Annotated in this window: 15 protein-coding genes; 9 read left to right on the forward strand and 6 right to left on the reverse strand. The window is 62.3% G+C overall.

The features are described from left to right. The first annotated feature begins 287 nt into the window (after positions 1 to 287). Complete coding sequence (locus tag ACP2YO_RS17025) at positions 288 to 1,058, forward strand: SET domain-containing protein (protein WP_426441857.1); 771 nt, start codon at positions 288 to 290, stop codon at positions 1,056 to 1,058. An 11-nt stretch (positions 1,059 to 1,069) separates the two neighbouring features. On the opposite strand, the gene ACP2YO_RS17030 is transcribed toward ACP2YO_RS17025, so the two are convergent. Next, entirely contained in the window at positions 1,070 to 1,360 is a 291-nt protein-coding gene (locus ACP2YO_RS17030) for a DUF6522 family protein (protein ID WP_426441858.1), read from the reverse strand. Then, a complete protein-coding gene (locus ACP2YO_RS17035; protein ID WP_426441859.1) occupies positions 1,357 to 1,815 on the reverse strand; it encodes an RrF2 family transcriptional regulator in 459 nt (152 codons plus the stop codon). Before ACP2YO_RS17035 ends, ACP2YO_RS17030 begins: the two co-directional genes overlap by 4 nt. Positions 1,816 to 1,899: 84 nt before the next feature. Between ACP2YO_RS17035 and ACP2YO_RS17040 the strand changes: the two genes are divergently transcribed. The 3 genes from ACP2YO_RS17040 to ACP2YO_RS17050 all read left to right on the forward strand — a co-directional run bounded on the left by ACP2YO_RS17040 (position 1,900) and on the right by ACP2YO_RS17050 (position 3,644). Then, positions 1,900 to 2,367, forward strand: a complete 468-nt coding sequence (locus tag ACP2YO_RS17040; RefSeq protein WP_426441860.1) for a group III truncated hemoglobin — start codon at positions 1,900 to 1,902, stop codon at positions 2,365 to 2,367. Next, positions 2,364 to 2,486, forward strand: coding sequence for a hypothetical protein (locus tag ACP2YO_RS17045; protein ID WP_426441861.1), 123 nt, complete (start codon positions 2,364 to 2,366; stop codon positions 2,484 to 2,486). The genes ACP2YO_RS17040 and ACP2YO_RS17045 overlap by 4 nt, the downstream gene beginning before the upstream one ends. A 321-nt stretch (positions 2,487 to 2,807) precedes the next feature. Then, on the forward strand, positions 2,808 to 3,644 hold the full coding sequence (locus tag ACP2YO_RS17050; protein ID WP_426441862.1) for an alpha/beta fold hydrolase: 837 nt from the start codon (positions 2,808 to 2,810) through the stop codon (positions 3,642 to 3,644). A gap of 11 nt (positions 3,645 to 3,655) precedes the next feature. Here ACP2YO_RS17050 and ACP2YO_RS17055 read toward each other — a convergent pair whose 3' ends face one another. After that, complete coding sequence (locus ACP2YO_RS17055; protein WP_426441863.1) at positions 3,656 to 3,859, reverse strand: hypothetical protein; 204 nt, start codon at positions 3,857 to 3,859, stop codon at positions 3,656 to 3,658. A gap of 100 nt (positions 3,860 to 3,959) precedes the next feature. Between ACP2YO_RS17055 and ACP2YO_RS17060 the strand changes: the two genes are divergently transcribed. The 3 genes from ACP2YO_RS17060 (at position 3,960) to ACP2YO_RS17070 (ending at position 6,225) form a co-directional block, all read left to right on the forward strand. Further along, positions 3,960 to 4,784, forward strand: coding sequence for a helix-turn-helix domain-containing protein (locus ACP2YO_RS17060; protein WP_426441864.1), 825 nt, complete (start codon positions 3,960 to 3,962; stop codon positions 4,782 to 4,784). Positions 4,785 to 4,845: 61 nt separating this feature from the next. After that, entirely contained in the window at positions 4,846 to 5,511 is a 666-nt protein-coding gene (locus tag ACP2YO_RS17065) for a DsbA family oxidoreductase (RefSeq protein ID WP_426441865.1), read from the forward strand. Between the two features lie 75 nt (positions 5,512 to 5,586). After that, positions 5,587 to 6,225, forward strand: coding sequence for an NIPSNAP family protein (locus ACP2YO_RS17070; protein ID WP_426441866.1), 639 nt, complete (start codon positions 5,587 to 5,589; stop codon positions 6,223 to 6,225). A 22-nt stretch (positions 6,226 to 6,247) separates the two neighbouring features. Here the strand turns inward: ACP2YO_RS17070 and ACP2YO_RS17075 are convergent, their stop codons facing one another. After that, entirely contained in the window at positions 6,248 to 7,162 is a 915-nt protein-coding gene (locus tag ACP2YO_RS17075) for a class I SAM-dependent methyltransferase (protein WP_426441867.1), read from the reverse strand. Between the two features lie 489 nt (positions 7,163 to 7,651). Here ACP2YO_RS17075 and ACP2YO_RS17080 point away from each other — a divergent pair, with 489 nt between their 5' ends. Then, a complete protein-coding gene (locus ACP2YO_RS17080) occupies positions 7,652 to 9,178 on the forward strand; it encodes a glycosyl hydrolase family 17 protein (RefSeq protein ID WP_426441868.1) in 1,527 nt (508 codons plus the stop codon). A gap of 777 nt (positions 9,179 to 9,955) precedes the next feature. Here ACP2YO_RS17080 and ACP2YO_RS17085 read toward each other — a convergent pair. Beyond that, positions 9,956 to 11,137: a GNAT family N-acetyltransferase gene (locus ACP2YO_RS17085; RefSeq protein WP_426441869.1), complete on the reverse strand. Its 1,182-nt coding sequence runs from the start codon at positions 11,135 to 11,137 to the stop codon at positions 9,956 to 9,958. A 176-nt stretch (positions 11,138 to 11,313) separates the two neighbouring features. Beyond that, a complete protein-coding gene (locus tag ACP2YO_RS17090; RefSeq protein ID WP_426441870.1) occupies positions 11,314 to 12,834 on the reverse strand; it encodes an alpha-L-arabinofuranosidase B in 1,521 nt (506 codons plus the stop codon). On the opposite strand from ACP2YO_RS17090, the gene ACP2YO_RS17095 reads away from it, so the two are divergent. Further along, on the forward strand, positions 12,827 to 13,129 hold the full coding sequence (locus ACP2YO_RS17095) for a hypothetical protein (RefSeq protein ID WP_426441871.1): 303 nt from the start codon (positions 12,827 to 12,829) through the stop codon (positions 13,127 to 13,129). The two genes, ACP2YO_RS17090 and ACP2YO_RS17095, sit on opposite strands and share 8 nt — an antisense overlap. Positions 13,130 to 13,301: the final 172 nt, after the last annotated feature.

Raw genomic sequence — 13,301 nt, forward strand, 5'->3', positions numbered from 1 at the left:
CCGGGCCGAACCGGGCCCTCGGCGCGGTCGACGTACGGCTGCTGCTGATTGTTTCTGCGCCAGCCTGACCAAGGTTTGCGCTGACGAGAGCCGGCGCCGGCCGTTGCAAATGTGACGTATTCATTGGTAACAGCCTGCAATCCGGAACGACTCCGGGTCTGACATGCGCAATCTGGGGAAGGTTCAGCCAAACAGTGGGAAATATCTGACAGGCGCGCGGAATCGTCCTAGAAGAGCGGCTTCACAATTTCTGTCGCCTGCACCTCGCGTGCGTAGCCTCGATCGTCATGCCCACGATATCATCGAACAAGCCCTTTCGCGTCGGCCGTTCCCGCACCGGACTCGGCCTCTTCGCCACCAAGCCGATCAAGAAAGGCGACAAGATCGTCCGCTATTTCGGGCCTCTGCTGGACTCGAAGAAGAAGGATGAGGACGCGATCGAGAACAAGTATTTGTTCGAGCTCACCAACCGCTGGACCATCGACGGCTCGGTCCGCGAAAACGTCGCCCGCTACATCAACCACGCCTGCCGGCCGAACGCGGAATCCGACGTCAAGCCGCGCAAGCGCAAGGTGTTCATCCGCGCCATCAAGAACATCGAGCCCGGCGAGGAGATCAACTACGACTACGGCACCGACTATTTCAAAGCCTATCTGAAGCCGATCGGCTGCAAGTGCGACGCCTGCGAGAAGAAGCGCAAGAAGAAGCGCGCCGAGGCGAGGGCAGAGCGGCTGCGGCTGAAGGAAAGGGCCGAGCGCAAGGCGCAAAGGAAGGCCGAGAAGCTCGCCAGAGAGCGGGCCGAGGCCAGGACAAAGGCAACCGCAAAGGCGAAGAAGACGCCTGCCAAGACCCTTGCGAAGACCCTTGCGAAGACCCTTGCCAAGACCGTTGCGAAGACCGTTGCCAAAACCCCTGCCAACAAGACCCCTGCCAAAACGCCTGCAAAGACGAACGGCAAGCTGAATGGCGAGCACCTGAACGGCCATTCCTACGTTAAGGTTGCCGGCGAGGGGGCCGTCGCCTCGAAGCCCGGCACGACGCCGGCCCTGCACGCCTGAGACCCGCGAACCTAGCCGCCGGGGCGGTGCGTCGATGACGGCAACGGCGCGTTGCCGAAATCCAGTGTCGCGCGCTGGATGATCGTGCCGTGCTCGTCGATGACGAGACGAAAGCGCCTGGTCTCCGAAAAGAATGTCAGGCGATGCCGGCCATGATCGGCGTCGATCCCGCGCTCCGACAATGTCGTGATCCTGCCGGACCGCATTTCGGCCTGCAGCAGCGGCAGCGCGATGCCGAGGCCCTCGGCGACGATGTCGGCATCGACCTCGAACGCGCCGTCCGCGACCGCGATCCCCGTCATCGCGCCCTCGCTGGATTCCTGGACGGGATCTTGGACGTATTCTTGGAGGGACGCGGCAGCCAGGCGCATTCGGCCAGCGTGGTTCCGTCGAGTTCGCGCATGAAGGCCTCGTGCGCCGATGCAAGCTTCGCCTTCAGCCGGCAGCGCGGCAGCAGCGCGCACATTCCGCCATCGTCCCTGAAACATTCGACCAGCGTGCTGTCGCCTTCCAGCGCGCGCACCACTTCGCCGAGCGTGATCGCCTGCGGCGCGCGCGCCAGCGCAAATCCGCCGCCGGCGCCGCGCTGGGTGGCGATGAACCCGGCCTCAGCCAGGTCGCGCACCACCTTGGCGAGGTGATTGCGGGAGATACCGAATTCGGCCGCGATCTCGCTCGTTGCGAACGACCGGCCCGGCTCGCCGGCCAGCCGCATCAGGGCGCGCAGCGCAAAATCCGTGAACGACGTCAGGCGCATGGAAGCCTCGCAAAAACCGGCCTTGGCGGATCTCGCATAGCGCGCTAAATCGGTATTTGAAATACCTATTTAAGGAGCCCAGCCATGACGGAGGCCGCGCGCCGCGAGCAGATCACCGCCGGCATTGTCGCGCGGACCGGGATCACCGAGGCTGTTATTGAGGAGTTGGTGCAGGGCTTCTACGCGAGGGTTCGCAGCGACGCGATGCTGGCGCCGGTGTTCGCAGCTCGGATCACCGACTGGGCGCCGCATCTGGCACAGATGTGCGCGTTCTGGTCCTCGGTCGCGCTGATGACCGGGCGCTATCACGGCACGCCGATGGTCAAGCATATGCCGCTGCCGATCGATGCCGCGCATTTCGACCGCTGGCTTGCGCTCTTCGAAGCGACCGCACGCGAATTGTGTCCGCCCGCGGCGGCGGCGCATTTCATCGAGCGCGCCCGGCACATCGCCACGAGCCTGGAGATGGGCGTCGCCAGCGGGCAGGGAGTCATGCTCGGCGTCGGCGAGCGGTATAAGCTGGGCGAGGCCGGCGCTGCGCGAGCGCGGTGACTTTCACACGGGGATTGGCGGTGATGGAGCGCGCCTTTCATAATCCCCAGCACCTCGACAAGATGTCGAAGCAATTCATCCGCATCCTGTTGCCGGACGCCAAGGTCCGCCGCCGCTGAATCCGCAAGTCCCTCCGTCATTGCGAGGAGCGTAGCGACGAAGCAATCCCCCTATCCCCGAGCCGGGAAATGGATTGCTTCGCTTCGCTCGCAATGACACTGGATGGTTACGCCGTCCCGCCGACATATTGGAGCTCGGCGAACAGGCCGCGTGCCAACGCGTTGCGGCCAAAATCTGTGACGATCGGGAACTATTCCGCGCGCAGGGCGCTATGAAAGATGAGGAGAAATTCATGTTCCGGACAGGACGCCTTCATCCGTAAGTATTAGCTATCCGGCAAGCCGCGATAAAACTCGGCAAGATTGACTGGGATGGACACGATGAGGAGAGGAATCACAGTCTTGATCTGCATCTCGGCCCTGGCGGGCGCGGTGTATTTCGGCATCAGCAAATGGGGCATCCGGCACGAGACGCTGAATCTGTTCGATACCGCCAGGCAGCGGCCCGTCGCGGTCGACCTTGCCGTGCGCTGGGACTACGAGATGAAGGCCGATGACGGCTTGTGGAAGCTTCCAGTCGCCATCATCAGCAACGGCAATACCGTCAAGAATACCGAGTATTCGTTCCTGGCCAACGTCTTCGCTGCGCGAGGATATCTGGTCGCCAGCATTCAGCAGGATATTCCGACCGACCCGCCCTTGATGACCGTTGCCGACCGGCCCTATGTCGGCCGGCGCGGCGTCTATGAAAAAGGCGAAGCCAACATTCTGTTCGTGATTAAGGCATTGAAGAAACTGCAACCCAACGCCGATTACGATCACTTGACATTGGTTGGACATTCGAACGGCGGCGACACCGCGATGTATTTCGCAAAGCAGCATCCGGAACTGGTGTCGAAAATCATCACGCTGGATAATTTGCGGGTTCCGTTCGTGCTCAACAACAAGCTGAAGATACTTTCATTCCGTTCGAAGGATCCGAACTTCACGACCGATCCCGGCGTTCTGCCGACGCCGCAACAGGCCAAGGCTGACGGCATCGATATCATCAGGACGCCGTTCCAGCACACCTGGTTGAGCGACCGCGGCCCGTACTCTGCCAAGGAGAGGATTCAGGAGACTCTCGACAAGTTCCTGGGCGGCGGAAAAGCCAATGAATTGGCGCCGCCCGATAGCGACAACCCGATGGTGACGAACGCCGCAGCCGCGCTTCCCTGAGAAGCATGTCGTCAGCGGAACCAGGACTTCAGCTGCTGGCAGAGCGCCTTGCCGACCCGCATCTCGACCGCATAGACCTGCGCGGCCACGAACACAGAGGTCGCGTGGACGATCGGCTGTGGCAGGTTGAGCGACCGCGCCACCAGCCAAGTGGCCAGATGGAGTAGCCACGGGGTGGCGGCGGCGAGGGCGCGGATAACGGACAGCATCAGCATGGTCATCTCCTGTGCCGATGAAGATGACCGGCCGCGCGCGGCAATTCGATTACCTCCGGCGTAATGGAACCGGCGAAATCCGCATGGTAAGTTCTGCACCATGAACGCACATGCATCCACGGCGCGGATTGAGCCCGCAACACCCATCCATATCGGCGAGCACCTGCGCGGCTGGCGGCAGCGCCGCCATCTGAGCCAGCTCGACCTTGCCGGCGACGCCGAGATCTCGGCGCGGCATCTGAGCTTCGTCGAGACCGGCCGCTCGGCGCCGTCGCGCGACATGGTCCTCAAACTGGCGGAGCGGTTGGACGTGCCCCTGCGCGAGCGCAATGTGCTGCTGGTCGCCGCCGGCTTCGCGCCGGCCTTTCCGCAACGCTCGCTGGATGACCCCGCGCTGAAATCGGCGCGCGAGGCGATCAATCTGGTCCTGAAGGCACATGAGCCCAATCCGGCGCTGGCCTATGACCGGCACTGGAATCTGGTGTCGGCCAACCGCATGGTGGCGCCGCTGCTGGAGGGCGTGCCGCAGCGGCTGCTCGGCCAGCCCTTCAACATCCTCCGCCTCGCCTTCCACCCCGAGGGCCTGGCGCCGCGCACCGTCAATTTGCCGGAATGGGCCGGGCATCTGCTCGAGCGGCTGCACCGGCAATGCGAGGCGACCGCCGATCCAGAGCTCATGAAGCTGTATCACGATCTCAAATCCTATCCCATCCCGGCGCGCTCGGGCCCGTTGCAGCCCGATAACAATGTCGCGATCCCGTTCAAGCTCCGCCTCAACGGCGAGGTGCTGAGCTTCATCTCGACCACGATGGTGTTCGGCACGCCGGTCGACATCACCTTGCAGGAATTGGCGCTGGAGACCTTTTTTCCGGCCGACGACCTCACCGCGGAGCGGATGCGGCAGATGGCAGCCAGTATGAAATAGCGGCTTGCGCGGGCGCACTTTCGCCCTAACTTTGGGGTTCCATTGCCGCGAGGAGCCCGCCATGAGCGCCCTGAAACCGCTTCGCCTCGACATCGTCTCCGACGTCGTCTGCCCCTGGTGCTATATCGGCAAGCATCGGATCGAGGAGGCGCTCAAGCTGGTGCCTGACGTGCCGGTCGAGGTGCACTGGCGGCCGTTCTTCCTCAATAACTGGATTCCGCGCGAGGGCATCAGCCGCGACGAATATCTCACCGCCAAGTTCGGCTCGGTCGAGGCCTACAAGGGCATCGCCGGCCGCGTGGTCACGGCCGCCGGCGAGGAGGGACTGAGCTATCGCCCTGAGCTGGTCAAGCGCCAGCCCAACACCATCGACTGCCATCGCCTGATCCTGTGGGCCGAAGCGAACGGCAAGGCGGCCGAGATGAAGCAGCGGCTGATGGAATTGTATTTCCGCGACGGCGGCGATCTCACCGACGTCGACGTGCTGGTGCAGGCCGCCGCCGATGTCGGGCTCGACGCCGACGACGTGCGCAAGCGCCTTGCCACCGACGAGGACGTTGGACGCGTCTCGGCGGACGCCCAGGAAGCCTCCGAGAAGGGCATTTCCGGTGTGCCGACCTTCGTGTTCGCGCAGAAATACGCGGTCTCGGGCGCCCAGCCCGCCGAGCAACTTGCCCGCGCCATCCGTGGGGTCTCGGCCGAGATCAACGCGCAGGCGGCGGAGTAGATCGCAATCCTTCTCAAAAGCCCGGCTCCCGCCGGGCTTTTCGTTTGCACGCCAGACCCATCAGGGGAGACCACCATGATCTATGAACTGCGGACCTACACGGTGCGGCCCGGCACCGTCGGCGAGATGGTGAAAGCGGCGAGCACGATCTCGCGCGACATCCGCGGCGACAATTTCGGCAAGCTCGAAGGCTACTGGATCACCGAGATCGGCCCGCTCAACCAGGTCATGCACATGTGGAGCTATGCCGATCTCAATGAGCGGACAAGGCTGCGCGCCGAGTTGGCGAAGAATCCGCGCTGGACGGGCGAGTACATTCCGGCGATCCGGCCGCATCTGGTGCACCAGGACGTCCGCCTGCTCAACGCCATCATCCCGCCGGTCGCCCCTGCGACATCAGGCAACATCTACGAATTCCGCAACTATCGCGCCAAGCCGCTCGGTGCTGCCAGGCAATGGCTCGACCACTTCACGGGCGCGCTGCCGGCGCGCGAGAAATACTCCAAAATCGTCGGCCTCTGGCAGACCGACACCGCGCAGCCCAACGAGGTCTGCCATATCTGGGCCTATCCGAGCCTCAACGCACGTGTCGAGGCGCGCGCCAATGCGACAAAGGATCCGGTGTGGCGGGAGTTTTTGGGCAAGGGCGGACCGCTGCTCGAGGAGATGCACGCGACCATCATGCTGCCGGCGCCGCACTCGCCGTTGCAGTGATCCGCACCCCTTAGGAAGGTGCCTACGCCGACGGCTTCGTCGCCGTAAAATAGGCCATGCGATCGTTGGACGCGTACTGACCGGACTCGATAGTCGGACGCATCGCGTTCTCGAACAACACTCGCTCGTCCAAGGTGAATTGCTGCTCAAGAATTTCGCGAAGCGTCGGAGCCAGGGGATGCGGCGCAATGTCAATAAAGACATCCCAGGATGTCACGTTGCCAGGAATGATATCGATGTGAAGCTCCAGATGAACTTTGGAAAACCCGACGCCGTGGACGAGGCGAAGCAAATCACGTTCGGAATATCGGGCCAATGTACTTTTTGCGATTTTCTCCAGAGTGTCGGGAAACTGCGCTGATTTCCAGCGATGCATCAGTGGCAAAACTGGATCAGGACTCTTCGCGTCGAGTTGACCTTTCAAGTGGACGGTCTCGAACGCATCGTCCAAAAAAACGGGCTCGGCGATAGAGATACGGCCGCCTGGCTTGAGGATGCGGAGAAATTCGCGAAGCGCGGCCGGCTTGTCGGAAACATAAGCGAGGACCGACCTCGTCGTCACGACATCGACGGTGGCGTCCTGGATGCCGGCAAGTCTTTCAGCAGAACATTGGAGGAAGGTGCATTGAGAGCTTACGTTACGTTGAATCGCAGTGGCTTCGGCGTAGGCCAATAGTTGCTCGGAGATGTCGGTGAAAATGACACGAAGAGAAGGGCCAATTCGATCAATGCCCCCGAACGCGACAAGACCTTTGCCGGTGCCGATATCCGCAAGCGTCATACCCGGAGCAAGCTCGGCGTTATCAAGGACGCGTTTGCAGAAGCGCTCTGTTGCGGCCTGGACCGATCGCTCGTAAGTCTGATCACTGCCGTTACGACGGCGCAGCAACCAGTCGGACCAAATGTCGGATTGCGAAACAGATGCGTTTCCCGTCATGATCGAGTCATCTCAAGCAAGCTTTGAAGTAGATGCAGGGTCGAATCATTTGTGTATAATCATACCATTATAGCGAGGAGGAAACATTTGCAGCACAGTACGTCGGATCAAATGCCTCATCTTCACGCCAAGGCCGCGCATCGATAGCGAACCATCGACGTCAATCATCGGCTCACGCCGGTGCCATGTCCGCTGCGGGCCCAACAGGCGACGTTCGTTAGCAAACATGATGACCGCCAAGGGAAAGGTCACTCTGCCGGCCGCGAGAGGCCATCTCGAGAGACGGCGAAGATGACCGCCTTGCGGCAGCTTTAAGACTATCGTCAGAACTCACTCGCCTCTTGCAGTGCGGACAATTCGACGGCAGCTTTTGCACACCGGGTGATCGACCATCCCTGCCTTGGAGGACGGACTATTTCGCTTCGCACGCCCCTGGCGCTTCTCCTGATATCCCTGGGTGCGATTGCCGCAGCGTGGTGGTGGCTGGCCATGCCGATCAAGTTGGCGCGCGCACCGATCGATCCGAATGCCAAACTGCAATGCATCGCGTATGCTCCCTTCCGCGCCAACCAGACGTCGGAGTCGCCGGCGACGCGGGTGTCGCGAGAGCAGATCGAGGAGGATCTCGCCCAGCTTGTCAAAATAACCGACTGCATCCGGATCTATGCGACCGATCTCGGTCTCGATCAGATCCCCGAACTCGCGGCCAAGGCCGGACTGAAAGTCATGCAGGGAATTTGGCTCAGCGAAGACCAGCAGAAGAACGCGACGCAGATATCGACGGGCATACGCCTCGCCCAGCAATATCCGGAAACCATCATCGCGCTGGTGGTCGGCAATGAAGTCATGTTGCACCGGGTCATGTCTGCCGCCGACCTTGCCGCCATCATCCGCTCGGTCAAGGCGCAGGTGTCCGTCCCCGTCACCTATTCCGACGTCTGGGAGTTCTGGCTGCGCTACCGCGAACTTCAGGACGCCGTCGATTTCGTCACCATTCATATCCATCCATATTGGGAAAATGACCCGGTGCCGGCGGAATTGGCCGCCGCACACGTCGATGCCATCCGCAGGCAGATGGCGTCGGCATTTCCGGGCAAGGAAGTCCTGATCGGAGAAACTGGCTGGCCGAGCGAGGGGCGGATGCGCCGGTCGGCGCTGCCGTCGCGGATCAATCAGGCTCGCATGATCTCGCAGCTGCTCGATCTGGCCCATCGCGAGAATTTTCGCGTCATCCTGTTCGAAGCCTATGACGAAGCGTGGAAGCAAAAGCTTGAGGGCACGGCCGGCGGATACTGGGGCGTGTTCGATTCCATGCAGCGCACGCTGAAATATCCGCCCGGCATCCCTGTCAGCAACTATCCGCTCTGGAAATCGCTGATGAGCAGCGGAATGGTGCTGGCGATCCTGGTATTCGGCGTTGCGTGGCAGACCTTGCGCCGCAAGCCGCGGCAGCCTCAGCTTGTCGCGTGGGTTGCGGTCGCAATATCGGCAACCACAGCCGGAATCCTGTTTGGCGTGGCGACCCAAAAGATGTTCAATGAGAGTTATGGAGCGGGTAGCTGGCTTCTGTGGGGCACGCTTCTCGCGGCGGCGACGGCTTCGCCGCTGTTCGGCGCCAACGCCCTGATGTCGGGGCGCGCACCGCCTACATTTCTGGAATTGCTGGGTCCCGAGGACTACCGGACCCCCTCGATGCCGGCGCTCATGCACGGATTGGTCCTGATCGTCATCACCGTAATCGGCACGGAGACCGCGGTCGGCTTTGTGTTTGACTCGCGTGAAAAGGATTTTCCGTTTGCGGCCCTCACCATGGCGGCGGTCCCGTTCGTTGCCATGATGTTGCTCAATCGCCCCAGGAAGGGAATCCGCCCGATCGCGGAATCGATATTTGCCGGGGTGTTTTTACTGGCAGCCGTCTTTACGGGATTTTCCGAAGGGCCGGAGAACTGGCAGTCGCTGTGGACCTGCGCGGCCTACGTGCTGCTTGCCGTTACGCTGTGGCGGGCGCGTGCTTGAGCAGTCTGGCCGGCCGGCTTCCGCCGAGTTCTCCTTGGCCGCCATGTCAATGGTAGTCATCGGCAGGAATCCTTCCCTCGGTGGCCAAGTTCGGAAATTTCGGCTAGTTGATCATGTTGGGACGGAATGTCCGTCCTCGAGAGGGCGTGGTCATGAGAAAGTCGCCAAGCTTAGTCGCGCCTTCCGCCATCGTTGTGTTGTCAACTATCTTGCTGTGCGGCCCGGCAGTGTCGCAAACCGCAACAGGCTCCGCCGCCCCGCTTCCAAGCATTACGGTCGAAGCGCCGAAGCAGGCGGCAAGGCCACATAGGCCGAAGCAGGTGGCAAACACAGTGGTATCTCGCCGGAGATCGCCAGCCGCTCAAACGTCATCGTCAAGGGCTCGAACGCCATCGGCTGCGCCAGACTCAATATTGGGGAGGATTGCCAAGCTCGAGAAGGTCGCCAGCAATTGCAACGGTGGTTGCGAATCAAGCGTCAGACACGGCAATGACCCCTGGGTTGGGTGTAGCGAGTCGGCGGGCGGACAAACACACGGACCTTTCTCGTCAACGTGCAGAGACAACCTCAACTACAAGTCCTACGTGGACTGCGTCGAGACCAAAATGTTCTTGGGCGAGTACCGAAATAGAGCCTACTGGGTTTGTAGCAGCCTGGACGCCAGCGGGAAGTTCAAAGTCGCCGAACTCAAGCGATCAAGACGTCCGCACTAGGCGATATCTCCCGCAGGCTCTCTGGGTCAAAAAGCGAACATCGCTCGTTCCAGCAATCCACGCCCTAGGCGGACTTGCGCCGGCTGCGAATGAACTGGACAGCGCCGCGCGCGGCCTCGTAGGCGAGGCTGTGCATCCTCAGGGCGGCATGGATCACCGGGACCAGCGGGTCACGGCGGCGCAGCGGGATCAGCACGTCGCCGATCGCGAAGCGTTCGCGCCAGATCGGGTCGATCATGGGGTGGCCGGGCGCCGCGGTGGAATCGGCTGACGCGATCGTGGGATCGGCGCAGAGGTGGCGCGTCAGGTCGAGCGTCAGTTGCGCGCCCGGCGAATATTTCGCAAAGCGTTCGTCGATGCCGATCTTGAAAAAGAAGGCGCGGTCCTGGTGGCGTACCACGATGCCAGCAGCGACCGGCGTCGCTCCCGCATGCAGCGTGATGATCTCGCAACGGCCGGTTTCGGCCATCGCCGACGTCGCGCGGCGGATGAACGCGGCGTCGCCGGCGTGCTGGCTGAGCGCCGTGCCGCGCTTGCCCTTCCAGCCGCCGGCTTCGAGTGCGAGGAAAATCTCGAGCGCGGCCGCGACCTCGCGCGGGCGGCGGGCGACGCCGAAGCGCACCGCACCTTGATCGGCGAGGCGGTGGCGCTGGCGGCGCAGCTCCTTCAGCTTCTTCGTGCCCAGCGCCTCGCGCAGCAATTCATCCGCATCGCGGGTCGCATCCAGCGCGGCGCGCGCATAGGCGCTCAGCACGCGTGGCCGCATACCGTCACGCGCCAGCACCGCCTCGATGGCGCTTATGGCGGGGCCCTGCAACGACATGGTGCGCAGGATCAACGCGTGTGCGCCCGCATCGCGCGCCTGCCGCAGCAATTGTGCCGCGGCATCCTCCGCCGCGCCGCGATCGAGCAGCGGCGTGCACAGCGTGCCGTAGGGCTCAGCGCCGACGAGGGCGGGCAGGGGGATTTTGGTGATGCGCTGCATCGGGATCACCGGCAGCAGGCCGATCAACTGGCCGGCCTCGTTGACCGCGCTGAGCGCTGTGGCGCCGGTGCGGTCACGCGCGGAGGCATCGACCGCCAATTCCCAGTCGGGCTGATAGTAGCCGTTGGCCTCGATCGCGCGCTCGGCGAGCGCACGCCACTGGCTGACCGGGATGTCTGTCAGCGGCGGCAGCGCATGCGCATCCGTGGCATCCCTTCGCGATGCACGGTGCAGCACTGCCTGGTCAGCAAGTTCGGCCACGTCCCGTTTCCCCGGGCGCAAGGCGTCCCCCGATCGGCCTGCGCGCGTCAGGACAACGCTAGCCGAAAGAAATGGAAAATGCCGTTGAGGCCGTCAGGCAATTCGAGCGGTAATGTTAACGGGGCGTTCAGCATGCGGTCGGGGATGGCGGTCATGTCAGAGGGCAGTCCGCGGTCCTACGGCGACCAGGGCGGTCCGACGATGAAGCTTGTGTCGTCGGTCCAAAGCGCCTTGGTGTCCCACGGATTCGTGCCGCTGCCGTCGCCGGCGATATAGACCTTGCCATCGTAGTGGCGAATGTATCTCGCGGGGTCATTGACCGCGCGGAACGAATGTCCTTTGCCGTCCTTCCCGGGCTGCGGACAAAAGGTCGCGTCGGACCGGTTCAGGGCGCTGCCGTCGAACGGCTGTAGATGCAGGGCAAAATTCTGATGCCGCAGGAAGTCGCCCGGATTGTCTTTCGACTCAAAGGAGACGCATGAGTTGTCGGCGAGGCCGCGGCGGACGATCCAGGTGGCGTCCGCCTTGTCCTGCGCAGCGCTGCCGGATGCGATCGGTGCGATGACAGCGGTGCCGTTCCGGTTGCGGATATAGTCTCCGGTGCAGCATGCGGTGGTCGCCTGGAGCGAGATTTCCGATCCCGGTGTCAGCGTTCCCGACAGGCCGCTGGGCGCGCCATAGCCGGCGGCAACAATGTTGGACTGGACCGCGTTATTGGTGCTGTCCGGCGGAAAACCTGACGTCATCACGCCTTCGAAGAAGGAGCCCGCGGAGGCATTGCTGTTGTCTCCTCCCATGCCGAGGATGATCGCGCCTTCCTGGCGCATCGGCGCGTATCCTGATGGAAGGGCGCCGGAATAGATGGTGTCGAGGCCGCCCGACTGTGCGTCGCCCCGTTTCAGCGCAAACCGGGTCTGACCATTGTTCTTCAACCATGCCGATATGAACGGACGTGGCCTGCCGCCGATTTCGGCAGCGGGATTGCAGCTTCGTTTGTCCCAGTGGAAAATTCCGTTCTCGAGGTCGGCGTGCACCCCGGCCCCCGGTCCTGCGTGGCAGTTCGGCCATGACAAATCCCGGCTGACGTTGACGGTATCCATGTGACCGGCGCCGGTGTCGGTGCCGCTCGTCTCGGCATTGCCGTAATCGAAACAGCACCCCGAATTGAAATGGGTTCCGGAAGAAACCATGTACATCCCTTCCGGCTCTCCCTTGACCGCAACGCCCGATGTCCGGTTGTTGCGATAACCCATTCCCGGCGAAATCGACACGCCATAGACCTGGTGACCGCCTGCCGTGACCGGCAATGCATCTGCCGCGGCGCCGAGGTCGGAGCCGTTGGGCCCTGGTCCCTTATAGTGTCCGCCAAAGGCGATGGTGAGGTCGTTATGTTTGGACGACTGATCGTAAATCTTCGTGATGATGCAACTGGTGTTCGCGCAGAACGCATCTTGTGCCGCAGCGTTGGCGTAGCCGTCCGGAAGTAGGCCGATGTTTCTGATGGCACCGTCTGAAGCTCGCTTCACCTCATACAATACGCCGGCATATTTGGCGTAGAGCGCTCTCACCGTACTATGCGCGGCGACACATGGCGTATGTCCGGCCGCGTAGAGGTCGCAGGGCCTTGGCTTGATGATCTCGGCACGCGCGGCGCGAGAGCCGATCAAGCTTGCAGCCATCAGAGCGGCGATGATCATCAAGGCAGCGCGGACGACTCGCTTTGGCCTCGATAGGGATAGGTGCGAGCCGGAGACGTCATTCGCCGTTCTAGACCTGACGCCTGTCATCATCGTCTCCGCCACATCGTTGTTCGCTTTGCTGTCGTCGCAATCCGTCGGAAGAATGGCAACACCCAAAGCGATCATTCACCGGTTGTCGTCAAATTGTAATTTCGTTCATTTTTGTCAGCCGAACGGCGCGCTAACCACTGATTTGCCCGACGGGGCAAGCCTTTGCTCCAAAAATAATTCGCTTTATCAGAAACTAAAATAAGTGTATGAATCCACTCGTCCCACCCGATTGAGGGGCGAGCGCACGTCACGAACGCGCGGTGGGATGCGGTGGACGCCGAGGTGCACGAGACGAACGCACCGAAGCGGACGGCGAAGTCGTGTGGTCCTGACGCTGCAATGCAGGCGGAAAGTTCGCGAGAGGCTGAGGCCAA

The organism is Bradyrhizobium genosp. P (genome assembly GCF_049949265.1).
GTDB lineage: Bacteria > Pseudomonadota > Alphaproteobacteria > Rhizobiales > Xanthobacteraceae > Bradyrhizobium.